The 22031-nt window shown below is 57.9% G+C and carries 21 protein-coding genes; 18 read left to right on the top strand and 3 right to left on the bottom strand.

Going from position 1 to position 22031, the window contains the following annotated elements; all coding sequences use genetic code 11:
* Positions 1-95 precede the first annotated feature (95 nt).
* From AADW57_RS05100 to AADW57_RS05065, 8 genes are all read left to right on the top strand, one after another.
* The gene (locus AADW57_RS05100) at positions 96-680 is read left to right on the top strand and encodes a TetR/AcrR family transcriptional regulator (protein WP_341668978.1); all 585 of its coding nucleotides are present in this window, start codon (positions 96-98) and stop codon (positions 678-680) included.
* A 76-nt stretch (positions 681-756) separates the two neighbouring features.
* On the top strand, positions 757-1617 hold the full coding sequence (locus AADW57_RS05095) for an NAD(P)-dependent oxidoreductase (protein ID WP_341668977.1): 861 nt from the start codon (positions 757-759) through the stop codon (positions 1615-1617).
* A 177-nt stretch (positions 1618-1794) separates the two neighbouring features.
* On the top strand, positions 1795-2661 hold the full coding sequence (locus AADW57_RS05090) for a DMT family transporter (RefSeq protein ID WP_341668976.1): 867 nt from the start codon (positions 1795-1797) through the stop codon (positions 2659-2661).
* A 212-nt stretch (positions 2662-2873) separates the two neighbouring features.
* A complete protein-coding gene (gene dbpA, locus AADW57_RS05085; protein ID WP_341668975.1) occupies positions 2874-4262 on the top strand; it encodes an ATP-dependent RNA helicase DbpA in 1389 nt (462 codons plus the stop codon).
* 2 nt (positions 4263-4264) lie between these two features.
* Positions 4265-4873: a hypothetical protein gene (locus AADW57_RS05080; RefSeq protein ID WP_341668974.1), complete on the top strand. Its 609-nt coding sequence runs from the start codon at positions 4265-4267 to the stop codon at positions 4871-4873.
* A gap of 152 nt (positions 4874-5025) precedes the next feature.
* On the top strand, positions 5026-5694 hold the full coding sequence (locus AADW57_RS05075) for a 7-cyano-7-deazaguanine/7-aminomethyl-7-deazaguanine transporter (protein WP_341668973.1): 669 nt from the start codon (positions 5026-5028) through the stop codon (positions 5692-5694).
* 3 nt (positions 5695-5697) lie between these two features.
* Entirely contained in the window at positions 5698-6411 is a 714-nt protein-coding gene (queC, locus tag AADW57_RS05070) for a 7-cyano-7-deazaguanine synthase QueC (protein ID WP_341668972.1), read from the top strand.
* Positions 6412-6648: 237 nt separating this feature from the next.
* A complete protein-coding gene (locus tag AADW57_RS05065) occupies positions 6649-6846 on the top strand; it encodes a YgaP family membrane protein (RefSeq protein WP_341668971.1) in 198 nt (65 codons plus the stop codon).
* A gap of 99 nt (positions 6847-6945) precedes the next feature.
* Here AADW57_RS05065 and glyA (AADW57_RS05060) read toward each other — a convergent pair whose 3' ends face one another.
* Positions 6946-8229, bottom strand: a complete 1284-nt coding sequence (glyA, locus tag AADW57_RS05060) for a serine hydroxymethyltransferase (RefSeq protein WP_341668970.1) — start codon at positions 8227-8229, stop codon at positions 6946-6948.
* A gap of 63 nt (positions 8230-8292) precedes the next feature.
* The gene (serC, locus tag AADW57_RS05055; RefSeq protein ID WP_341668969.1) at positions 8293-9375 is read right to left on the bottom strand and encodes a 3-phosphoserine/phosphohydroxythreonine transaminase; all 1083 of its coding nucleotides are present in this window, start codon (positions 9373-9375) and stop codon (positions 8293-8295) included.
* Positions 9376-9507: 132 nt separating this feature from the next.
* Here serC and pdxR point away from each other — a divergent pair, with 132 nt between their 5' ends.
* A complete protein-coding gene (gene pdxR, locus AADW57_RS05050) occupies positions 9508-11013 on the top strand; it encodes a MocR-like pyridoxine biosynthesis transcription factor PdxR (RefSeq protein ID WP_341668968.1) in 1506 nt (501 codons plus the stop codon).
* A gap of 13 nt (positions 11014-11026) precedes the next feature.
* Here pdxR and glyA (AADW57_RS05045) read toward each other — a convergent pair whose 3' ends face one another.
* Positions 11027-12322, bottom strand: a complete 1296-nt coding sequence (glyA, locus tag AADW57_RS05045) for a serine hydroxymethyltransferase (protein WP_341668967.1) — start codon at positions 12320-12322, stop codon at positions 11027-11029.
* A 672-nt stretch (positions 12323-12994) separates the two neighbouring features.
* On the opposite strand from glyA (AADW57_RS05045), the gene AADW57_RS05040 reads away from it, so the two are divergent.
* The 9 genes from AADW57_RS05040 to AADW57_RS05000 all read left to right on the top strand — a co-directional run bounded on the left by AADW57_RS05040 (position 12995) and on the right by AADW57_RS05000 (position 21948).
* The gene (locus AADW57_RS05040) at positions 12995-13951 is read left to right on the top strand and encodes an AurF N-oxygenase family protein (protein WP_341668966.1); all 957 of its coding nucleotides are present in this window, start codon (positions 12995-12997) and stop codon (positions 13949-13951) included.
* Positions 13948-15006 carry a 2Fe-2S iron-sulfur cluster-binding protein gene (locus AADW57_RS05035; protein ID WP_341668965.1) on the top strand — a complete coding sequence of 353 codons (1059 nt, stop codon included), beginning with the start codon at positions 13948-13950 and terminating at the stop codon, positions 15004-15006. The genes AADW57_RS05040 and AADW57_RS05035 overlap by 4 nt, the downstream gene beginning before the upstream one ends.
* A 31-nt stretch (positions 15007-15037) precedes the next feature.
* Positions 15038-15760, top strand: coding sequence for a glutamine amidotransferase (locus AADW57_RS05030; RefSeq protein ID WP_341668964.1), 723 nt, complete (start codon positions 15038-15040; stop codon positions 15758-15760).
* Positions 15757-16623 carry a pyridoxine/pyridoxal/pyridoxamine kinase gene (gene pdxK, locus AADW57_RS05025; protein WP_341668963.1) on the top strand — a complete coding sequence of 289 codons (867 nt, stop codon included), beginning with the start codon at positions 15757-15759 and terminating at the stop codon, positions 16621-16623. Before AADW57_RS05030 ends, pdxK begins: the two co-directional genes overlap by 4 nt.
* An 86-nt stretch (positions 16624-16709) precedes the next feature.
* Positions 16710-18704: a BCCT family transporter gene (locus AADW57_RS05020; RefSeq protein ID WP_341668962.1), complete on the top strand. Its 1995-nt coding sequence runs from the start codon at positions 16710-16712 to the stop codon at positions 18702-18704.
* Between the two features lie 167 nt (positions 18705-18871).
* On the top strand, positions 18872-19216 hold the full coding sequence (locus AADW57_RS05015; protein ID WP_341668961.1) for a zinc ribbon domain-containing protein YjdM: 345 nt from the start codon (positions 18872-18874) through the stop codon (positions 19214-19216).
* 131 nt (positions 19217-19347) lie between these two features.
* Positions 19348-20229 carry a glutamate racemase gene (murI, locus tag AADW57_RS05010; protein WP_341668960.1) on the top strand — a complete coding sequence of 294 codons (882 nt, stop codon included), beginning with the start codon at positions 19348-19350 and terminating at the stop codon, positions 20227-20229.
* A 73-nt stretch (positions 20230-20302) separates the two neighbouring features.
* The gene (locus AADW57_RS05005; RefSeq protein ID WP_341668959.1) at positions 20303-21019 is read left to right on the top strand and encodes a c-type cytochrome; all 717 of its coding nucleotides are present in this window, start codon (positions 20303-20305) and stop codon (positions 21017-21019) included.
* Positions 21016-21948, top strand: a complete 933-nt coding sequence (locus AADW57_RS05000; RefSeq protein WP_445819181.1) for a c-type cytochrome — start codon at positions 21016-21018, stop codon at positions 21946-21948. The genes AADW57_RS05005 and AADW57_RS05000 overlap by 4 nt, the downstream gene beginning before the upstream one ends.
* Positions 21949-22031 lie beyond the last annotated feature (83 nt).

Genomic DNA, 22031 nt, shown 5'->3' with positions numbered 1-22031 from the left:
AGACGACATTCGGGATATTCTGGGGAATGTTGAGATTGACAAAACGGGGATACTACAATTATGGTACGGTTATTAAATAATTGTGTTGGAATTACATGGCTCGTCCAAGAGAATTTGACGAGGATCGCGTGCTCGATGCTGTCATGGATGCCTTTTGGCGTAACGGGTTTGAGGGTACATCAGCTCAGGATCTGGTCGATGCCACCGGCCTAGGCCGAGGTAGCTTGTATGCCGCCTATTCCAGCAAGGGCAATCTGTTTGAACATGCCCTTGTGCGGTATCAAAAACAGGCCCAACAGCATGTAGAACAACTCCGTCAACCAGGGTCCGCCATCGAGCGGCTACGCGAACTTATGCAGACCATTGTCGATGCGGCATTGGTCTCATCGGATAGACGCGGGTGTCTCGTCACCAACAGCGCTATCGAGATGGCTAATCGCGATCCCCGCGTGGTTGATCTTGTGCGCCAAAACCTCAGCATCTTAACGCGCGGCATCGAAGAGACGATTCGACGCGGACAGAATGCCGGGCAAATCCGATCCTGCACTGACGCCAAAGTGCTTGCATTGTATGTTCTGAACACAGTGCAAGGGTTGCGTGTACTGACATCCGTAGCTTCGGAAAAAGATCGCGACAACTTGATCGCCATCATCGACCAAACATTGACCGCCTTGATTTGAGCAATTTTTTTGGAAAATTATGGAATGATCATTAAAAAATTTACTTTGTCATCGATGAAAGGAAGTCTCTATGCCAATGAGTAACTCTGCTCTCCCGATAGCCGTTCTAGGCACAGGTATCATCGGCGCGGCTGTCGCCCGCAACCTGGCACGCAAAGGATACCTGGTCCATGCCTGGAATCGCTCGGCCGCAAAAGCGCATGCTCTTGCAGCCAATGGCGTTACGCCGTTCGATCATCCCGCCGACGCGGTGCGCGGCGCTGCTATCGTCGTGACCGCGCTAAAGGACGGCCCGGCCGTAACCGACGCGGTCGCCTCGGCGCTACCCGGCCTTTCCAAAGACGTCGTATGGCTTCAACTGAGCACGGTCGGCATCAAAGCAATTGACCAACTGGCCAGCCTGGCCGCCAAACACGGTCTCGTCTTCTATGATGCGCCCGTTCAAGGAACTCGCCAACCGGCCGAGCAAGGTAAACTGGTCATTCTTGCTTCCGGCCCAAAGGACAAGCAAGAGACTGCCCAGGCCGTATTTGACGCCATTGGTCAACGTACCCTTTGGGTGTCCGATACGGCTGGCACGAGCAGTCGCCTGAAACTGGCCCTCAACGCTTATGTTTTCGCGCTGACCCACGGCACGGCAGAAACTCTCACCATCGCCCGCGCACTGGGCGTCAACCCCGAACTGGTGATTGAGGCGGTGACTGGCAGCCCGCTCGACAACGGCTATTTCCAAGGTAAAGGCGCAGCGATGCTTAAAGGAGATTTCTCCACCAGCTTCTCGGTCGATAACGGAGTGAAGGATGCGCTCCTGGTTGTGGACGCCCTGAACGAGGTCGGTCTCCACGCGGAGCTGGCAGAAGCCGGTCTTGCGCGTTTCAAGCGTGCGGCCCAAGCAGGTCATGGCGATAAGGACATCGCTGCTTCCTTCCTCGTTTGACGGATGATTCGTTGAATCCCTCCGAAAACAGGACAAGGCGTAGCGTCCAACGGGGATACTACGCCAGATCGGGATGGTTGCCATCGGCTTTGCAGCCGCAAGTCTTTGTCCTCCTGATGCTGGCCTGGCAGGTAAAAACTCACGGTTTTCGGGCTGGGCACAAAGGGACATAACACAATGGGTGGACGCAATTCCGATTTACTCCTGACAGCGATTGCACCCGCCGTCTGGGGCAGTACCTATATCGTCACAACGCAATTTCTGCCGGACTTTTCTCCGATAACGGTCGCTATGCTGCGTGCCTTGCCGGCTGGCCTGTTACTGCTCCTGATCGTGCAAAAACTGCCGACCGGCATATGGTGGAGACGGGCGTTCGCGCTTGGAGCGCTCAACTTCACGATCTTCTGGAGTCTGCTGTTCGTATCAGCTTACCGGTTGCCTGGTGGAGTGGCCGCTACAATCGGGGCGATCCAACCCTTGATTGTTATCTTTCTTGCGCATTTCTGGCTTGGCAACAAGATCCGTCTGCTGTCGATTCTTGCCTCCGTCATCGGTCTTGGCGGCGTGGCGACTCTGGTTTTGACGCCGGATGCGATGCTCGATCCCATTGGTATCGCAGCCGCCTTCGCCGGAGCGGTTTCGATGGCTTGTGGCACAGTCTTGTCCCGAAAATGGCAACCACCGGTCTCATTGCTCACATTTACCGCTTGGCAATTGACAGCCGGTGGGTTGCTGCTTGTGCCGCTGGCATTATTTGTCGAACCGACCATTCCTGTGCCAACCCTGAAGAACATAATAGGGCTGGCATGGTTAGGGCTCATCGGAGCAGCGTTGACCTATATTCTTTGGTTTCGCGGCGTCGCCAGGCTAGATTCAGCGGTGGTGGCATCGCTGGGGTTTCTCAGCCCTTTAGTTGCCGTGCTGCTCGGATGGTGGTTCCTGCAACAATCGCTGACTCCGTACCAGATGATCGGCATGGTGCTCGTTATCGGCAGTATCTGGCTGGGGCAGCGTGATACGAGCAACACGCGAACAAAGCGATAAGACAGCGAGCTGGCGATCGCTGGCCCGATCACGCTTTCAATCACACATCGAGCCCGTCCTGGTCATGATTGGTAGTTGTCCCCTTGGACGATTTTTTTGACCGGCACCATGCTATCCGCTGTGATCTGAAGCCGTGGCTGACACCAGAATCCCCCGCAGCGCTTACACTGTCGAACTACTCTCTCTTTCGCCGTTTTTACGACTCCCTTACTGTGCCCAATACTTCCTTCTCCACCCTGCCCCTGCTGCCTGCCCTGCTCGAAACGGTGCAAAGCCTGGGCTTTGAGCAGATGACCTCTATTCAGGAACAAAGCCTGCCTTTGATTTTGCAAGGCCGCGACCTGATTGCACAGGCCAAGACCGGCAGCGGCAAGACGGCCGCCTTCGGCCTGGGGCTGCTTCAAACCTTGAATCCCAGCCGTCTGTCGCCGCAGGCGCTGGTGATCTGCCCTACCCGCGAACTGGCCGATCAGGTCGCCAACGAGCTGCGCCGCCTGGCCCGGCAGATTCCCAATGTACGCATGCTGACGCTATGCGGCGGTGTGCCTTCGCGCCCACAGACTGAATCGCTGCGCCGTGGCGCACATGTGGTGGTGGGGACGCCAGGACGCATCCAGGATCATCTGGAACGCGGCAACCTGGATCTGTCCAACTTGAAGACGCTGGTATTGGACGAAGCGGATCGTATGGTGGACATGGGTTTTCATGACGACATCGTGGCCATCGCATCGCACTGCCCGCCTAAACGCCAAACCTTGCTGTTCTCGGCCACGTACCCAGAGAACATCCGCAAGCTCAGCGCGCGTTTCCTGCGCAATCCGGCCGAAGTCAAGGTGGAAACGCAACACGATGCCAGCCGTATCGAACAGATTTTCTACGAAGTCCACCCCGACAGGCGCCTGGATGCGGTGGTCACACTGCTGGAACACTTTCGCCCGGCCTCTACCCTGGTTTTCTGCAATACAAAAATACGCGGACAGGAGCTGATCGAGCACCTGCGATCGGAAGGCATACGCGCGCAAGCCCTGAACGGCGATCTGGAACAACGTGATCGCGACGAAATCCTGATCCAGTTCGCCAATCAAAGCTGCGCCGTGCTGGTCGCCACCGACGTGGCTTCGCGCGGTCTGGATATCCAGAACCTAGAAGCGGTGATCAACGTAGATGTCACCAAAGACACCGAAGTGCATGTGCACCGAGTAGGCCGCAGCGGCCGGGGCGACCAGAAAGGACTGGCCCTGAACCTGGTGTCGCGCGACGAGATGCGCTGGGCCAACCTGATCGAGCAATACCAGGGCAGCCCACTGACCTGGGGCAATCTGAAAACGCTGCGCCGCAAGTCCGAACGCGCCCTGACAGCACCTATGGTCACCTTGTGCATTCAAGGCGGTAAAAAGGACAAGCTGCGCCCCGGCGACCTGCTGGGTGCCCTGACCGGCGACGGCGGCCTGACCTTCGAGCAAGTCGGCAAGATCCACATTACCGACTCCAGTGCTTACGTCGCCCTGGACCGTCGCATCGCCAAGCACGCGTTCGAGCGCATCTCCAACAGCAGCATCAAGGGCCGCCGTTTTCGCATGCGCTTTCTGGAAGAGTTCTGAATATGGACATCGTCGTTGTTTTGCTAATGGCCGCTCTGGTCTGGAACGTGCTGCGCGTGCGTTACCAGCGCGGGCGCATAGCGCTGCTGGGACGTCATCTGGGCAGTTTCCAGCTGGAGCGCCATATGGAGACGCTGACCGAAGGCTATACTCGTGCCATCCGGGAGCAAGAGCCGTCACGCCAGTTACAGGTCCTGGACATGTTTGCGCAGACCGAACGCGCCGTAGCGGCACAGACCCAGTCCCTGGCCGACCAGCTACAAAATGAAGCGCCTGAGGCGACCCGTGTCAGCATGCTGCCTTTTTGCCTGCCTTACATTGAACGCATTCTTCCTTCGGCAACGCGGGATTTCCGGACCTTGCTGCAGATTCACGCAGCAGGTCTGCGCCATGTGGTGGACAATAACGAGGGACTGGACCCACGCAGCCGGGCCTATCACCTGTCGGCCGAACTGTATTTGCTGCAGCATAGCTGCCATTGGTTCTGCAAGTCGCGCACGGTGGCCGATGCACGCCTGCAAGTGCGGCACAAGGTCACGCAGCAAAAAGTGCTGGAATCGGTCTCCGAGGTAACGCGATCGGCGTATCTGCGCTGGCAGCACGACGCCTGATAAGGAACATTCATCTGCGGTGATCTGCGCGCCGACCAGAAACCGATACACTGGCCGCCGGTATTCCCTCTGCGCGCAAGCACACGTACAATAGGCGGTTGCAGTTCCGTATTCATGGGTTCCCTCACCCCATCCACCAAAAAGGTCTATTCATGACGATGCCTTCCGTCCCGCCATCGCGGGTGCCGTTCTACCTTGCCCTGCTGGTCGCTTTTCACATCTTCATCGTGATCGCCAGCAACTATCTGGTGCAATTACCCATCGAGCTGTTCGGCTTTCACAGCACCTGGGGAGCCTTCAGTTTTCCCTTTGTCTTTCTAGCCACCGATCTGACCGTACGCTTGATCGGCAAAGCCCAAGCGCGACAAGTCATCACCCGCGCCATGTTCCCGGCCCTGATCGCCTCTTATGTGGTGTCGGTCCTGTTTCATGAAGGGCATTTCAACGGCTTGCAAGCCCTGGGCGAATTCAATAGCTTTGTCTTTCGCATCGCGCTGGCCAGCTTTGCTGCCTACGTCTTGGGCCAACTGCTGGATGTGCAGGTGTTTGACCGCATGCGCCGCGGCTACACGCAATGGTGGGTTGCACCAGCTGCCGCTTCCGTCTTTGGCCAAGCCCTCGATACCATCGCCTTTTTCGGCATTGCCTTCTGGCGCAGCAGCAATCCCTTCATGGCCGAACATTGGGGTGAGATCGCGCTGGTGGACTACGTCATCAAGCTGGCCGTCAGCCTGCTCTTATTTGTCCCCATGTACGGGGTGGCACTGAATGCCATCATCGCCACCATGAAACGCGGCCAGCCTGTCGCCGCCAAGGCGTAGGTCATGACAGCACAAACACAACGACGCGCCCTGGTTCTGTTCTCGGGCGGCCAGGATTCGGCTACCTGCCTGGCCTGGGCCCTGCAACGCTACGGACATGTCGAAACCCTGGGCTTTGACTATGGACAACGGCATAGAGTAGAGCTGGATTGCCGCCAAATCATACGCCGCAAGCTAGCCTCGTATAGTCCGCTTTGGGCGACACGCCTGGGACAGGACCACATGCTCGATGCCGGAGTGCTTAAACAGCTAGGGGCGACCGCCATGACCGAGGACCGGGCCATTGCCCTGCAGGCCGACGGCTTGCCCAATACCTTTGTGCCCGGCCGTAATCTGTTGTTTTTTACACTGGCCGCCGCACTGGCTTATCGGCGCAATCTGGATGTGCTGGTAGGCGGCATGTCGCAAACCGATTATTCCGGCTATCCGGACTGCCGGGACAATACCCTGAAAGCCTTGCAAGTAGCTCTTGGCTTGGGCATAGACCGGCCATTAACACTGGAAACGCCCTTGATGTGGCTGGACAAGGCCGACACCTGGGAGCTGGCCCATCAACTGGGCGGCGACACCTTGGTCGAGCTGATCCGCAACGATACCCATACCTGTTATCTGAACCAGCGCGACACGCTGCACGACTGGGGCTATGGTTGCGGGCAGTGCCCCGCCTGCCAACTGCGGGCTTCGGGTCATCAACGCTGGCTATCGCCACAGGACTGATTGCGGTCTTGCCGGCACCCTGCCAGCTACCCTGTTACCCACCCGTTTTCATCTTCCCGCTGATGTCAGGGGGCATATCCCTGGGCGCATTTTTATTGTCTTTATAATACTTTTTGATATATTATAAAAAAATATATTATTGTTTGGTTACCTAACTAAACAATCACCCCGCTGAGCCATTCAGCGTCCTGTTGCCGGCCTACCCGGCACGCGTCATCCACGCCCGAAGGAAGAGAAATGAAAAGCAATGTTGGTGGTATCGATCGCATACTGCGCATTCTGATTGGCTTGGTGCTGATAGGCCTGGCGGCCACAGGCACCGTTGGCTGGTGGGGCTGGCTAGGCATCATCCCTCTGGCTACAGGGCTATTCGGAACATGCCCACTGTATAGCCTGTTGGGTATGAGCTCCTGCCCCTTGAGCGGCCGTAAATAATCCAGCCCACACACAATCGCCCGGACTTTTTCAGAGTCCGGGCGATGTATTTTGGCAACGCGGCGGCCCGCATACACAGGCCCTATCCTGCGGATAGCATCAGACCGTTTGGCCGTATTTCTGGTACACCGGATAGCGGCGGCACAAAGCCACGACCTTTTCGCGTATCTGAGCACTGATCTGTTCCAGGGACCCGTTTTCCAGAGCATCGAGCACGTCACACAGCCAATGAGCCAGTTGCTCACACTCGGCCACGCCAAAGCCACGCGTAGTGACGGCAGGCGTACCGATGCGCACGCCTGATGTCACCATCGGAGAGCGCGGATCGTTGGGCACCGAATTTTTGTTGGCCGTAATATACGCACCCGCCAGCGCTGCGCTGGCCTCTTGCCCTGTGTACGGCTTGGCTGCCAGGTTGATCAACATCATGTGATTGTCCGTCCCCCCCGACACAATGGTTTGCCCGCGCTGCTGCAACACAGCCGCCATGGCACGCGCATTGCGCACCACTTCCTGCTGATACTTGCGGAACTCGGGCTGCAACGCTTCCTTGAATGCCACAGCCTTGGCGGCGATCAAGTGCATCAATGGCCCGCCCTGCACACCAGGAAACACGGCCGTATTCAAGCGCTTGCAGAGGTCTTCGCTTTGCCCTTTAGCCAGAATGATGCCCCCGCGCGGTCCACGCAACGTCTTATGCGTCGTGCTGGTGACCACATGGGCGTGCGGCAAGGGGTTGGGATATTCGCCTGCCGCCACCAGACCAGCCACGTGCGCCATGTCCACCCAGAACCAGGCACCGACCTTGTCGGCAATGGCGCGCATGCGGGCCCAATCCTTGACACGGGAATAGGCGGAAAAGCCGCCGATCAGCATCTTGGGCCGTGTCTTTAAGGCGATGCGTTCCATTTCATCGTAATCGATCAGCCCGGTTTCCGGGTCCAGACCGTAAGGCACAATGTTATAGAGCCGCCCGGAAAAATTGACCGGATTGCCATGCGTCAGGTGCCCGCCCTGGGCCAGATTCATGCCCATGACGGTATCGCCCGGTTTGACCAAGGCCAGAAAAACCGCCGTATTGGCCTGTGCCCCTGCATGCGGCTGCACATTGGCGTAATCGCAATCGAACAAGGCCTGAAGACGCTCGATCGCCAGACGCTCGGCCACGTCCACAAACTCGCAACCCGCGTAATATCGCTTGCCCGGATATCCTTCGGCGTATTTATTGGTAAAAACCGAATTCTGCACAGCCATGACCAAGGGGCTGGCATAGTTCTCGGAAGCAATAAGCTCGACATGATCTTCCTGGCGACGCTCCTCGCCCTGCATGGCAAGGGCCAGTTCGCTGTCGAATTCAGTCAATGTCAAAGAGGTGTCGTACATGAAAAGTCCTTGGGTAAAGTAAAAAACAACGGCGGGCGGCCCGGCCGCTCCGCAGCGCTGCATCTAGCCGTGTGTACGCTGGAATTGGCGCATGAACTCCCCCAGCGTCTGAACAGCAGCCAAAGAAACAGCGTTATAAAGGCTGATCCGCAATCCCCCGGTAGCACTGTGTCCCTTTAAGCCATGCAGGCCATTATTTTCGGCCTGCTCCAAAAACAAAGATTCCAGCTCAGGGTCGGCCAGAGTGAAAGGAATATTATTTATAGATCGATAATCAGGTAAAACACGATTTATATAAAAACCTTTACTTTCATCAATAATTTCATAGAGCAATACAGCCTTTTTTTTATTGATTTCGTAGATTACCGATACACCGCCAGACTTATTTAACCAATCGACCGTCAAGCCCAGCACATACCATGAAAACGTAGCTGGCGTATTGAGCAAAGAGTTTTTTCTTGCTTGCACGGCATAATCAAGAAGATCCGGCGTACCCGGCAAGGGTTGCGCCAGAAGGTCGGGATCGAACACCACCACGGTCACGCCGGCGGCTCCCATGTTTTTCTGCGCAGAGGCATATATCAAGCCATGCGCGCCAATATCCAAAGGCTTGGAGAGCAGACTGGAACAGGCATCGCACACCAAAGGCACACGAGTGGGCGGCGCAACAGAAAACTGCACACCATGCGCTGTTTCGTTTTCCGTGTAATGCAAGTAAGCCGCTTCCGGATTAATATAAGTTTCGTCAAAATAAGGAACTCGATCAAATCCGGTTTCTTTTGAACTGGCGATGATTCTGACTTCCCCGTACTGACGCGCCGCTTGAGCCGCTTGACCCGACCACAATCCCGTATGAATATAATCCGCCGTTTTTTTTTGCTGCAGCAAATTCAAGGGAACTTGAGAAAACTGCATATACGAACCGCCTTGCAGCAACAAGACCTGATAGGCGGGCGGAATGCCCAAAGCATGGCGCAGACCCTGCTCGGTTCGTTGGGCAAAGTCCATGAAAGGCCTGGACCGATGGCTGACCTCCAGCACAGACATGCCTGTGCCGGCAAAATCAAAGAATTCGTCGCGGATCTGCAGCAGAACATCCATAGGCAGTGCGCTGGGACCCGCACTGAAATTCAAAGACCGGAACATACGTGACAAGACCCTGTACAAGCCTGAAAACCGGAGTCCAGATGCAAAATCGGAGCTCCAAGGACAAGCTGACAGTCTACGAGCACAATGGTCTGACTCGGCAGACCATTGACATTATCTGGAGCAGACCGCATGACCCGCTCTTTTGAACTCGACACTTTAAAAATGCGTCTGAACGACGTAGACCTGCAATGCCTGGACCTGCACCAGCGCATCCAACGGGCCCTGCGGGCCCTGATACTGGACGGCGCCTTGGGCCCAGGTGTCAAACTGCCGGCCACACGTTCGCTGGCCAAGTCCTTGGGCATGGCGCGGGACACCGTGGAGAACGCCTATGTGCAACTGCATCGCGACGGCTTTATCGTGCGTCGGGAAGGATCGGGCAGCTATGTCTCCGAATCCGTGGGCACCGAGCTGCGCGGCAGTGCCTACAGACGCATCAAGGCGCAAGATCTCAAACGCGGCATTACGGAGCCCGGTGCCGGACTCAGCCGCCGTGGCCGAGCCATTTTCGAGAGCGGCGGCATATCGGACCAGCAAACCATCAAAGCCTTTGCAACCGGCCTGCCCGAGACCCGCAACTTCCCCACCGATGTCTGGGAACGGCTACAACGCCAGGCCATGAAAGACTATCGCGGCAACATTCTGCTGCATGGCGACCCCCAGGGCACCGAGCCTTTGCGCAAGGCCATTTCCGTCTACCTGAACCTGGAACGCGGGGCCAAAGTATCGGCTGACCAGATACTGATCCTGAGCAGCACGCGGCAAGCTTTGTTTCTGTGCGCCCAGCTTCTGGTCGATGCCGGCAAGCCCATTCTGATGGAAGACCCCGGCTACTTCGGCGCACGCAAAGCCTTCGAGGCGGCCGAAGCGCGAATCGTACCGATTGCGGTGGACGATCAAGGTTTGCGCACTGACTTGCTGCACGAAGAGCGCAGCGGGGCCAACTGCATTTACGTAACGCCCTCGCACCAGTACCCCACAGGTGCCACCTTGTCGCTGGAACGTCGTCTGGAACTGATACGCTGGGCGGCCGAGAACGGCAAGTGGATTCTGGAGGACGATTACGACAGCGAATTTCACTACGACGGTCTGCCGACGGCGTGCGTGCAAGGTCTGGACAAATACCAGCGCACCATTTATCTGGGCACGTTCAGCAAAACGCTGTACCCGGGCCTGCGCATGGGATACATGGCCTTGCCTCCGGAGCTGGTCAAGCCATTTACACAGGCACGCAGCATCATGGATGGGCACACGCCGCAAATATTGCAACTGACACTGGCCCGCTTCATGGAGGACGGGCACTACAACTCGCACGTTCGTGCCATGCGCAAACTGTATGCTGGCCGACGCGAAATCATGTTTGAAGCCATAGGCGAACACTTGCAAGGCATTGCGCATGCCACACGCCCAGAAGGCGGTCTGCAAATCCCCTGTTTTCTGGAACCAGGCTGGTCGGAGGAATACACCTTGCGGCGCGGTCTGAGCGCCGGTGTCCTGCTGCCCGGCTTAAGCAAGCTATATCTGGGCGAGAACAAGCAACAAGGGTGGATGCTGGGCTATGCGTCTTTGACAGCCTACGAAATCGAATCGGCCATGCTGCGCCTGTCCAATGCCTTGCGCCAAGGCAAGGGCTGACACGACGCGGCGTTCAGTAAGGCAAAGGAAAGCGCCGGTTAAGGCCGGCCACGCCTTCGCGGATAGCAGTTTCAGTACGCGCACTGCGGGTGCCGCTGCGCACGCCCCCCAACAAGGCCAGAATCATATCGCCGATTTCCTTGAAGTCGTCCTCGCTCAAGCCCCGGGACGTACATGCGGCGCTGCCCACGCGTATGCCCGAATAGGAGCCATCGCCATCGTCGTAAGGCACGGCGTGTTTGCTCAGGCTGATGCCAACCTGCATCAATGCCTGTTCCACCAAGGGGCCGTCCAGCCCCCACGGACGCAAGTCCACCACGCCGAAATGGCAGTCGGTTCCACCCGAAACGACAGTGAGCCCCCCCTCGGCCAAGCGACGACACAGGACACGCGCATTGTCCATGACGGCCTGAGCATACACGGCGAACGAGGGCCGCAGCGCTTCGCCAAAGGCCACGGCCTTGGCGGCCAGCATATTGACCAGCGGCCCGCCCTGAAGCCCCGGATAGACGGCGACATCGAACTTGCCGGCCAGCCTGGCATCGTTACAAAGAATCATGCCGCCACGCGGCCCGCGCAAGGTTCCATGCGTGGACAAGGTCGTGACATGCGCTTGAGACACCGGAGATTCTATGGCCCCCGCCGCCACCAGACCGGCGCTGTGCGCCATATCCGCCATGAAATACGCTCCGACCTCGTCAGCGATTGCGCGAAAACCGACAAAATCGGGCGTACGCGAATAAGCCGAACCACCGGCAATGATCAGGCGCGGACGTTCACTGCGCGCCTGACGGCGCACTTCGTCCATGTCCACCCATTGCGTGCTTCGATCCACGCCATAAGCCCGGGTCTGAAACCAACGCCCGGATACATTGACGACAGAGCCGTGACTGACATGGCCGCCTGCGCGCTGGTCCAAGGCCAGAATCGTATCACCGGGCGATAACAACGCCAGATACACCGCCAGATTGGCCTGGCTGCCCGAATGCGCCTGAACATTGGCATGCCGGCAGTCGAACAATTGCCTGGCCCGTTCAATAGCCAGTTCTTCAGCCTGATCGGCCTGATCGCATCCGCCGTAAATACGCTGTCCAGGATAGCCCTGCGCCTGCTTGTTGCTGAGCAAGGAGCCCTGCGCATCCAATACCGCGCGGCTGGCGTAATTTTCGGAGGCAATCAGTTCGACCGTGTGCTGCTGACGACGACGCTCGGCCTCGAGAATGTCCCAAAGGCTGCGGTCGATCTGCTGCAGGGGTTGCGAACCTACCAGAGGCAGTTGGTGGGCTTCGCCACCGGCGAGACTCTTCATGCGCATTCCTGTGTCGATAAGGGCAGCTTTCCCGATCCGTACCTGAAAGCCCAACGCTGGCAAGAGCGTATGTCCACCCTTGAACAAACCGGAAATGCCCAAAAATAAATATGCTATGCGCTATGACGACATTAAAAGCAGTCCATTTAAAAATAAATGACCAGACCACTTTTTTTGTCATATTCTTAGATCACAGAAAAATAGAAAGAATTAAAAAATAAAGAGAACACGCTGATTTCACAGGAATTTAACGGATCACGACTGCCATTTTTGCAGCGCACAAAATATTTATGATCAAGTGGTCTGTTAAATACAAAAAAAACGGTCTGTCATTTACTGTCAGACCGTCATTAGAATTCAGCCTGCTGGCTCTTGAAACAGCACAGCACATGCGATGCACGGTTTTGATTATGCCCTCTTTACTGCAAATCCGACATCTTTTCATATAGGAAAGATTAAAGGAGAGCCAAAGAAACAGCAGGAACTGGCAACGCAGCATTAATACGCAGACACCAGCAGAACCTGATACGAATTTATTACACCATTATTAAAAATGGCGAATAAATCAATTACAGGCAACCGGCGAATTCCGAAACCGGAATACGGACGGAAGCCATTGGACGCGATCTCTGCGTTTCGACAAGATCGCAATCAACAGCAAGGAAATTTGAAATGACGATCAAAAACTACGAAACCGATGACGCCGTACGCAATATGCTGCACAAACTGTCCGTACTCTGGAAGAATCGGGCTGCCGTGAACCAGGAACTTCCCGACTACTGGAGTCTGGCTTTTGATCCGGACAAAGATGACTTCAGCGAAAGCCTGTTGCCATTTCGCAATCATCAAGCTTGGCTGGAAGCCCCGCAAGATCTGAAATCGCAGTGCCTGTCCTACGCCTGGGGGATTTACAACCTCAAGACTATCTACATCGAATGCAATGTCGTCACTCCGACCTGCGAAGACATCATCAAGACTCCACCGCCCAGCGCCAACCGCGGCCTGCTGCAAGATGTCATGTCCCAGGCCCTGTTGGACGAAGCACTGCATACCCGCATGTCCATCATGGCTTGCAACTATATCTACGATAAGCGCAAGCTGCAGCCTCTGGACTTCTCGGACTTCAACCTGGTTCATTGGCGCAACAATCTGCTCAGTCAATGCGGCTCCGAGTCGGAGCGACGCCTGACGCGCTTTGCCATCGCCTGCGCTTCCGAAACCCTGATCACCGACTACCTGAAGACCATGGCCGAAGACAAGGGCATCCAGTCTATCTGCCACGAAGTCACCCGCACGCATGCCATGGACGAATGGAGCCACTCCAGCGTGTTCAGTTTCGTGGCGTCGGACATCGTGCAGGGGTTGAGCCAGAAAGAGCGCGAACACATGCGCGCTGTCATCTTGCGCACGGTGGAAATGTTCGCCAACAACGAATTGGGCGCGTGGGAAAAAGTCTTTTCCATGCTGAAGTTCCCTAATGCCCGCGACATCCTGCACGACATCGGCGACAGCAACGAAATCGGCGTCTATACCGATTCGGTCGAAAGCCTGATCGGCCGTATCGGCCTGAATGGCAAATCCGGCGCGGCCCAACAAGCCGAATCCGAACATCAAGAGGCCTTGCAATGACCCCACTCATTCAAGCACGCTGCGAAACCGTCCGGCCCGAAGCAGGCAATGTCAAGGTATTCACCCTGCGCGTGCAGGGTGGACATTTCGACTTTCTGCAATCGTTGCAGGCCGGCAAGCACGTCGCGCTCAGCTATCCGGATACCGGCGGCATCGTCCAGCAGCGCCTGTACTCCATTACCCGTAAACCCGACGACGATCTGTTCGAGATCGCCGTCAAAGGGTCGGGACGCAACAGCGTATCCGACCATCTGCACGCTACGTTACGCGAAGGCATGACCGTGCCGCTGCAATATGTGGCCGGCGATATTTCGGTGGATTCCATCCTGGGTTACCAGCGCATCGCCATGATCGCAGGCGGCATCGGCATTACCCTTCCCATCGCCCTGCTGCGCGAACTGGCACACCGGGCGAACAAAGGCCAAGCTGTCCCTTACGTGCAATTGCTACTCAGCATTCCACACGTCTCGGACATCCCTTTTCTGCACGAACTGCTGGCGCTGGATCTATCCGCCTCCTGGTTTTCGCTGAGCGTTTTCGTGACGCGGGACAATATCCGCAGCAGTGCCCAGTTCAAAGTCGGACGTCCTTCATCCGAAACGCTGCAACACCTGCAGGACCCGGAAGCGGTGGTTATTTGCGGCAGCTACAGCTTTGCCCAGGCGCTGCGCGAATACACCGTCCAGGCCCACCCTGTTTCGCGCATGCTGATCGAAGCCTTTTCCCCACCGGCGGCCCCTGCGGTGGATATCGAACCTGTTCCCGGCAGTGCGCCGCTGCAGATTCATGTTCCCGCCTCGGGGTTGACCCTGTCCCCCGAGCCCGGCAGCAGCTTGCTGGAGATGCTGGAAGCCGGTCAGGTACCCATACGCAGTCAATGCCGGGCCGGCATCTGCGGGGCTTGCCGGGTCAGCATCGCCAATAGCGATGGCGATTGCCGCTTCGAGCCCGATTTCTGCCTGAGCGACCAAGACAAGGCCCAAGGTCACGCCTTGGCCTGCTGCACCTTCCCCTTGTCCGGAACCCTCAATGTGGACATCGGCACCACCAGCTAACGTCCTCTTTACTGGATTTACAGAGACCGCCATGAAAAAAGTCCTTGCACTGCGCCACATCCACTTCGAAGACCTGGGCACGCTGGAACCCGTTCTGCTCGAACAGGGTTACCAGATCCAGTATGTGGACCCGTCCGTCCAACCGCTGGATCACCTAAGCGAACGCGATGCAGACCTGCTCGTCGTGCTGGGCGGCCCCATCGGGGCTTACGACGACAAGATCTACCCTTTCCTTGCCGACGAACTGGCGCTGATCCAGAAGTGGCTGCTGGCCGGCAAGCCCCTGCTGGGCATCTGCCTGGGCGCGCAACTGATTGCACGCGCCTTGGGTGCCAATGTCTACCCGCTGGGCACAAAGGAAATCGGCTTTGCGCCGCTGACGCTGACCAATTTCGGTGCCGATTCCGCCCTGGCTGCCATTGAGGGCATTCCGGTCCTGCACTGGCACGGCGATCAGTTCGATATTCCGGACGGCGCAGTTCACCTGGCTGCAACCAATGTGGGTGCCAATCAGGCGTTTTCCTTCGGTACTCAGGTACTGGGCCTGCAGTTTCACCTGGAAGCCGACACCAGCAAGCTGGAGCGCTGGCTGGTCGGCCACGCCAACGAACTGGGCCAGGCCGATATCGATCCGGCCGCCCTGCGCGCCGATGCCGCCCTGATCGGCAAACAGTTGCACGCTGCATCGCGCCGCGTGCTGGAGAACTGGCTCAGTCAAGTCAAGCAGCCTGCTGCTGTCGCTTGCCCAGCATGAACCCTGCCGCCTTGGCGCAAGCCCGGGAACTACATCCATGTCAGGTGGATGTAGTTTCCATCCAGTCTCAAGTCATCTATGGCCGGGTCGGGAACAATGTTGCCGTTCCCACCCTGCGCCAACACGGCCTGACCGTGGCCGCCGTGCCCACCGTCCTGCTCAGCAACAACCCGCAGTACCCGACGGTACACGGCGGCGCTTTGCCCGCCGATTGGCTGGACGGCTTTCTGGCCGACCTGGACAGGCGCGGTGCCCTGAAGGCGATCCGCGCCGTGCTCATCGGCTATCTGGGCAACGCCGGACAGGCTTTTGTCATTGCGCGCTGGCTGCGCCGGCTGCTGCAACAACATCCCGATATTCTGGTGATCGTAGACCCGGTCATCGGCGATCTTGATGTAGGCACTTATGTCGACCCGGACTTGGTGCGGGCCTATCCCCAGACGCTGCTGCCGCTGGCGACAGGCTTAACACCCAATGGGTACGAATTATCCTTGCTGACGGGTCTGCCCACAAACACCCAGGAAGAAGCCGCCCACGCCGCACGTTCGCTGCTGAAAGGACGCGCGCAATGGCTGATTGCCACCAGCGCCGCCCCCCTGTCCTGGCACGCCGGTCAGATCGGTCTGCTGCAGGTGCGTCGCAATCCGCATTCGGCCGTCCTGCTGAACCATCCTCGCGTGGATTGCGCCGCCAAAGGAACAGGCGACCTATTCGCCGCCACGCTGCTGGCCCGGCTGCTGCACGGCACCGATCTGCATTCGGCCAGCCATACGGCCAGCGCCAGTGTCCTGCACCAGTTGGAGCTGACCCGCCAGGCGGACAGCCAGGAGTTGCTGCTGCCCAATGATCCATTCCGACCCTGAAATATACAGTTCTTGAACTATCGACCCTTTAACTTCGGATTCATTCTCGTTAAGCTTGCTCCACCAAGCAACAACCGGAGCATGCAATGGGCCTGCCTTTCAAAAGCACCCTACATCCGAGGGTTTTCTGGGGATCTACACTGATCGTCATGGTTTTCCTGCTGATTGGCATCATCTTTCCGCAGGACGCCGCCCTTATCTTTGAACAACTCCAGGACTGGGTCATCCGCAGTTTTGGATGGTTCTACATCTTGGCCGTGGCCTTGTTTTTCTTTGCCATCGTCTACCTGGCACTGAGCCGCTACGGCAACCTCAAGCTGGGGCCCGATGACTCGGAACCCGACTACCCCTACCTGACCTGGATGGCCATGCTGTTCGCCGCAGGCATGGGTATCGGTCTGATGTTCTTTGCCGTGGCCGAACCGCTGCAACACTTTTCCGCGCCGCCTTCGGGGGTAGCCGGCACAGTCGAGGCAGCGCGCCAGTCCCAAGTCATCACCTTGTTTCACTGGGGCGTACACGCCTGGGCCGTCTATGCCGTGGTGGGTCTGTCCCTGGCCTACTTCTGCTTTCGCTACAACCTGCCGCTGACCATACGTTCGGGCCTGTATCCCCTGTTCGGCAAACGCATCGAGGGCTGGATCGGCGACAGCGTGGATATTTTCGCTGTCTGCGGCACCTTGTTCGGCATCGCCACCTCTATGGGCCTGGGCGTGCTGCAGATCAATGCCGGGCTGGAACACCTGTTCGGCTGGCCGCAGGAAACCTGGGTACAGATCGCGCTGATCGTCGTGGTCACTTCGCTGGCCACCCTGTCTGTGGTCAGCGGACTGGATGTGGGCATACGGCGGCTATCCGAGCTGAACCTGCTGGTGGCCGTATCCCTGATGCTGTTCGTGCTTTTTGTGGGCCCGACCTCTTTCTTGATGAATGCCTTCGTGCAGAACATCGGCGGTTATCTGGATAATTTCTTTGCCCGCTCCTTTAGCACCCAAGCCTTTCGCGAACAGGACTGGATGAAAGCCTGGACCTTGTTCTACTGGGCGTGGTGGATTGCGTGGTCCCCCTTCGTCGGCATGTTCATCGCCCGCATCTCGCGCGGACGCACCGTGCGCGAATTTGTTCTGGGCGTGCTCTTAGTGCCCACGGTCTTTACCTTCTTCTGGATGACGGTGTTCGGCAACACCGCTATTTTCCTGGACATGACTGTCGCCGGTGGCCAACTGGCCCGAGACGCCGCCGCCAATGCGTCGGTGGCTTTGTTCGAGTTCCTGGAGTACCTGCCCTGGTCGGGTCTGACCTCCGCCCTGGCCGTGCTGCTGGTGTCCATCTTCTTTGTGACTTCGGCCGACTCGGGTTCGCTGGTCATCGACACGCTGGCCGCCGGCGGCGTGGAAGATGCGCCGGTCTGGCAGCGCATTTACTGGTGCGCGCTGGAAGGCACCGCCGCCGCCCTGCTATTGCTGGCCGGCGGGCTGACGGCGCTGCAAACCGTTACCCTGGTCAGCGCCCTGCCTTTTGCCCTGATCATGTTCCTGTTGATTCTGGGGCTGTTCAAAGGCATGAAAGCCGATATGTCGCGTCTACGCCGCACCAGCGGCCCTGCCACTGGACCGGCACCAGGAACGGAAGTCTCCTGGCGACGCCGCCTGTCCACTATTTTGCACAGTCCGACCCGTCGCGATGCCAAGCGCTTTCTGGATGAAGTGGCCACACCGGCCTTGCAAGCCGTGGCTGAGGAACTGGGCAAGCGCAATCTGAACGTCTCGCTGGACACAAGTCAGGATGATCAGGCTCAGTTGTGCATTGAGGCCGAAGGTCAGCGCAACTTTGTCTATGGCGTGCAAATGCAGGCGCGCCGGGTTGCCAGCTTTACCGCCGCCGCCGCCAAGAACGAACAGACCCGCCCGCACGAATGGCAGGTCCGCACCGTTTTTGCCGACGGCAGCCGTGGTTACGACCTGATGGGTCTGAGTTCAGGGCAGGTCATCAACGACATTCTGAACCACTTCGAGCGCTATCAGGCCCTGGTGACATCCGAAGCCACCGCGCTGTACGCCCGTTCGCCCGATCCGGTCTGAACGATCACCCCCGGCTTCCCATGCACGATCGGGGACCGGGGGCTGAGCGCCCACCACCGACACCTGCCTTATTCCGGCCATGAACGCAGCAGGCGGCGCAAATAACCCTTTTGGCAATAAGGGCTATACTGGCTTTCTTCTGTATTTAACGGTTTGCCTGTACGCCCATGACTACCAGCCTGCCCGCCTGTCCCCAATGCCAGTCCACGTTCACTTACGAAGACGGCATTCTGTATATTTGTCCGGAATGCGCGCACGAATGGCCCGCCCAGGCCATCGAGTCGGCGCAAACGCAAGAACGCGTCTATCGAGACTCGACCGGCACCGTCCTGCAAGATGGCGACACGGTCACAGTCATCAAAGACCTGAAGCTTAAAGGCTCCGGCGGCACCATCAAAATGGGCACCAAAGTCAAAAACATCCGTCTGGTCGACCGCGACCACGACATCGACTGCAAAATCGATGGCTTCGGGGCCATGAGCTTAAAGACAGAATTCGTCAAAAAAGCCTGATTCTTTCCTGCCAGTCACTGATCCGCCCCCCTGACAGATGTGACTGCCCATGCTGCTTGCCCCTTACCCCTGCGAAACAAACGGGCCATAATATAGCTTCCGTTTTTTCCTGCCATTATTGGCTTCAGACCATGAATCCGTGCGCGGGGCGTGCGCCCTCGAATGCTCCTATCGGCATTTTCGACTCCGGCGTGGGCGGTCTGTCCGTCTGGCGCTCCATACGCCAGGCGTTGCCCGGCGAAAACCTGCTGTATCTGGCCGACTCCGGCTATGCCCCCTACGGTGACCGGTCGCCCGACTGGATCAGAGCGCGCACAGCCCAATTGGTCCAGTTTCTGCTGGATCAAGGCTGCAAAGCCATCGTCATCGCCTGCAACACGGCCACCATGCTGGCCGCCGCTTATCTGCGCGCCCATTTCAGCGTCCCCATCATTGCCATCGAGCCTGCGGTAAAGCCTGCGGCTGCGCTCAGCCGCAGCGGCTGCATCGCCCTGATGGCCACGCGTCGGACCATAGAAAGCACCGGCCTGCAGAACCTGATAAGCCAGCATGCCGCCCAGGTCCAAGTCGTACGCATTGCCTGTCCTGGCCTGGCCGAACGGGTGGAAGCATTACAGTTGGATGGTCCCGATGTGGAACACGAACTGCACCGCTACCTGAAACCTGCCCTTAGCAGCCGCGCCGACACGCTGGTCCTGGGCTGTACCCACTATCCCTTTCTGCGCCCAAGCATCGAACGTCTAAGCGCCGGGCGCTTCCAGATAGTGGAGCCTTCTTTCGCCGTGGCTAGCCAGGTGCGCCGCCGTCTGCACGCGGCTGGCTGTCTGGGTGTACGATCCGCCGGCGGCCACAGCGTGTTTATCAGCAGCGCCCCGCCCGCCCAGGCCCAGCCCATCATCCAGGCGCTCAGCGGCTTGCCACGCATGACAGTCCAACCCTTACCGACGCTGGACACTGACTCGTCCTACGCTTTGCCTTGCGCAAGATCAACATTCTCCCAAGTTTCTATATAAGTAAAAAAAATTTACATATGACTCAATTCAATTTGAGGCATAGAATAAAAAAGAGCTATTGGGAGAAAAAATCATGCAAACCATACGGTATCCTCGTATCCCGGCGAGCCGATGGCTGGCGCTTGCACTGCTGTTGATCAGTGCCGCGCCGGCCGGAGCAAACGAGCCGCTCGAACAAGGCAAAGCCTTGGCCACATCGGGCAGCGGTGGCGTCCTGGCTTGCGCTACCTGTCATGGCTCCCAGGGTGAAGGCAATGCTCCGGCCGGTTTTCCCTTTCTGGCTTCTCAGGGCGCAAGTTATCTGGCCGAACAACTGGAAAATCTGGCCTCGGGCAAGCGCGCCAACCCCATCATGCAACCCATTGCCAAGGCCATGACAGCCGCGCAGATCCAGGCCGTCTCGGCCTACTATGCACAATTGCCCGCGCCCGTCGACAAGACAAAGCTGGGTGCCCATGTGGATCTGTATCCCGCCCAGGAACAACTGGGTGCATGGATCGCCAATCGCGGCGACTGGAACAATAATATTCCTGCCTGCATTCAATGCCATGGCCCCGGCGGCGCAGGGGTAGGCGAGTCCTTCCCGGCACTGGCCGGCCTGCCTGCCGGCTATATACGCAGCCAGTTGCAGGCCTGGCGCGACGGGACACGCGACCCTGGTCCATTGGCCCTGATGGGCGAAATTGCCAAACGCATGACGGACGCCCAGATCAACGCCACGGCCGACTATTTCGCCACCCTACCCGCCAGCCTGAATCATCCTGCCGTTGCACAAGGGAGCAAGCCATGAATCGCATCATTACTTCAGAGCTGCGCGCCCTGGTCCTATCCTGTAGCCTGGCCATGCTCACCACGGGCATGGCCCAGGCCGTCGACCTAGGGGATGCCGCCCCATCGTTTTCGCCGCCGGATGCACACAGCATCCCAAATAATGACTTTGGCAAAATGGTGCTTAAAGGTCAGGCTATTTTTTTGAATACGCCCCAGAACGCCAGCCAGTTCGTGGGCAACCAACTGAACTGCGTCAGCTGCCATATGGATGCGGGCCGCCGCGAAAACGCCTCGCCGCTATGGGCTGCCTATGTCTTATATCCAGCGTATCGATCTAAAAACGGCCATGTCAATACTCTGGCCGAACGTCTGCAAGGCTGCTTTCGCTACAGCATGAACGGCAAGATGCCGCCGCCCGATGATCAAACCATCGTGGCGCTGGAAAGCTATATGTACTGGCTGGCGCAGGGCGCTCCCACCGGTGTCAAGCTGAAAGGGCAAGGCTTCAAACGCCTGGCTGAGCCTGCGCAAAAGCCCGACTACGTACGCGGCGAACAAGTCTATGCCCAGAACTGCGCGCTCTGTCACGGTGCCGACGGAGCAGGCCAGCATGTGGGCGAACGCATGGTGTTTCCCGCCCTGTGGGGCGACGGCTCGTATAACTGGGGAGCTGGCATGCACAGCATTCCGACGGCAGCCGCTTTTATCAAAGCCAATATGCCATTGGGCAAGGGCAACAGCCTGACCGACCAGCAAGCCTGGGATGTGGCCTATTACATGAACGCCCACGAACGCCCCCAGGACCCGCGCTTTAATGGATCGGTAGAAGAAACCCAAAAAAAATACCACGACGCCAAATCTGACCTATACGGCCAAACCATTAATGGCGTGATGCTGGGCGCGCACTCTACCCCTAGCGGCGGCCGCCTGCGGGCCAAAGCCCAATAACACCCCGCTACCGGGACAGTAACGGGAGCCTGGCTCCCGTTTTTTTTGGTTCTCCGAAGAATTTCCAAGAACCAATTTACCAG

This window comes from Alcaligenes sp. SDU_A2, assembly GCF_038237375.1.
In the GTDB taxonomy this organism is placed as follows: Bacteria; Pseudomonadota; Gammaproteobacteria; order Burkholderiales; family Burkholderiaceae_B; genus Alcaligenes.
The sequence above is the reverse complement of the archived record's forward strand: the minus strand, read 5'-3'. Positions and strand labels throughout refer to the sequence as shown.

Excerpts from the sequence above, each read along its gene's own strand:
- AADW57_RS05065 (WP_341668971.1), top strand. The coding sequence starts at position 6,649 with ATGAAAAGCAATGTTGGTGGTATCGATCGCATACTGCGCATTCTGATT.
- AADW57_RS05080 (WP_341668974.1), top strand. The coding sequence starts at position 4,265 with ATGGACATCGTCGTTGTTTTGCTAATGGCCGCTCTGGTCTGGAACGTG.
- AADW57_RS05035 (WP_341668965.1), top strand. The coding sequence starts at position 13,948 with ATGACCCCACTCATTCAAGCACGCTGCGAAACCGTCCGGCCCGAAGCA.
- AADW57_RS05015 (WP_341668961.1), top strand. The coding sequence starts at position 18,872 with ATGACTACCAGCCTGCCCGCCTGTCCCCAATGCCAGTCCACGTTCACT.
- serC (WP_341668969.1), bottom strand. The coding sequence starts at position 9,375 with ATGTTCCGGTCTTTGAATTTCAGTGCGGGTCCCAGCGCACTGCCTATG.
- glyA (WP_341668967.1), bottom strand. The coding sequence starts at position 12,322 with ATGAAGAGTCTCGCCGGTGGCGAAGCCCACCAACTGCCTCTGGTAGGT.
- AADW57_RS05095 (WP_341668977.1), top strand. The coding sequence starts at position 757 with ATGAGTAACTCTGCTCTCCCGATAGCCGTTCTAGGCACAGGTATCATC.
- glyA (WP_341668970.1), bottom strand. The coding sequence starts at position 8,229 with ATGTACGACACCTCTTTGACATTGACTGAATTCGACAGCGAACTGGCC.
- AADW57_RS05030 (WP_341668964.1), top strand. The coding sequence starts at position 15,038 with ATGAAAAAAGTCCTTGCACTGCGCCACATCCACTTCGAAGACCTGGGC.
- AADW57_RS05075 (WP_341668973.1), top strand. The coding sequence starts at position 5,026 with ATGACGATGCCTTCCGTCCCGCCATCGCGGGTGCCGTTCTACCTTGCC.
- AADW57_RS05100 (WP_341668978.1), top strand. The coding sequence starts at position 96 with ATGGCTCGTCCAAGAGAATTTGACGAGGATCGCGTGCTCGATGCTGTC.
- queC (WP_341668972.1), top strand. The coding sequence starts at position 5,698 with ATGACAGCACAAACACAACGACGCGCCCTGGTTCTGTTCTCGGGCGGC.
- AADW57_RS05000 (WP_445819181.1), top strand. The coding sequence starts at position 21,016 with ATGAATCGCATCATTACTTCAGAGCTGCGCGCCCTGGTCCTATCCTGT.
- AADW57_RS05005 (WP_341668959.1), top strand. The coding sequence starts at position 20,303 with ATGCAAACCATACGGTATCCTCGTATCCCGGCGAGCCGATGGCTGGCG.
- murI (WP_341668960.1), top strand. The coding sequence starts at position 19,348 with ATGAATCCGTGCGCGGGGCGTGCGCCCTCGAATGCTCCTATCGGCATT.
- AADW57_RS05040 (WP_341668966.1), top strand. The coding sequence starts at position 12,995 with ATGACGATCAAAAACTACGAAACCGATGACGCCGTACGCAATATGCTG.
- pdxK (WP_341668963.1), top strand. The coding sequence starts at position 15,757 with ATGAACCCTGCCGCCTTGGCGCAAGCCCGGGAACTACATCCATGTCAG.
- pdxR (WP_341668968.1), top strand. The coding sequence starts at position 9,508 with ATGACCCGCTCTTTTGAACTCGACACTTTAAAAATGCGTCTGAACGAC.
- AADW57_RS05090 (WP_341668976.1), top strand. The coding sequence starts at position 1,795 with ATGGGTGGACGCAATTCCGATTTACTCCTGACAGCGATTGCACCCGCC.
- AADW57_RS05020 (WP_341668962.1), top strand. The coding sequence starts at position 16,710 with ATGGGCCTGCCTTTCAAAAGCACCCTACATCCGAGGGTTTTCTGGGGA.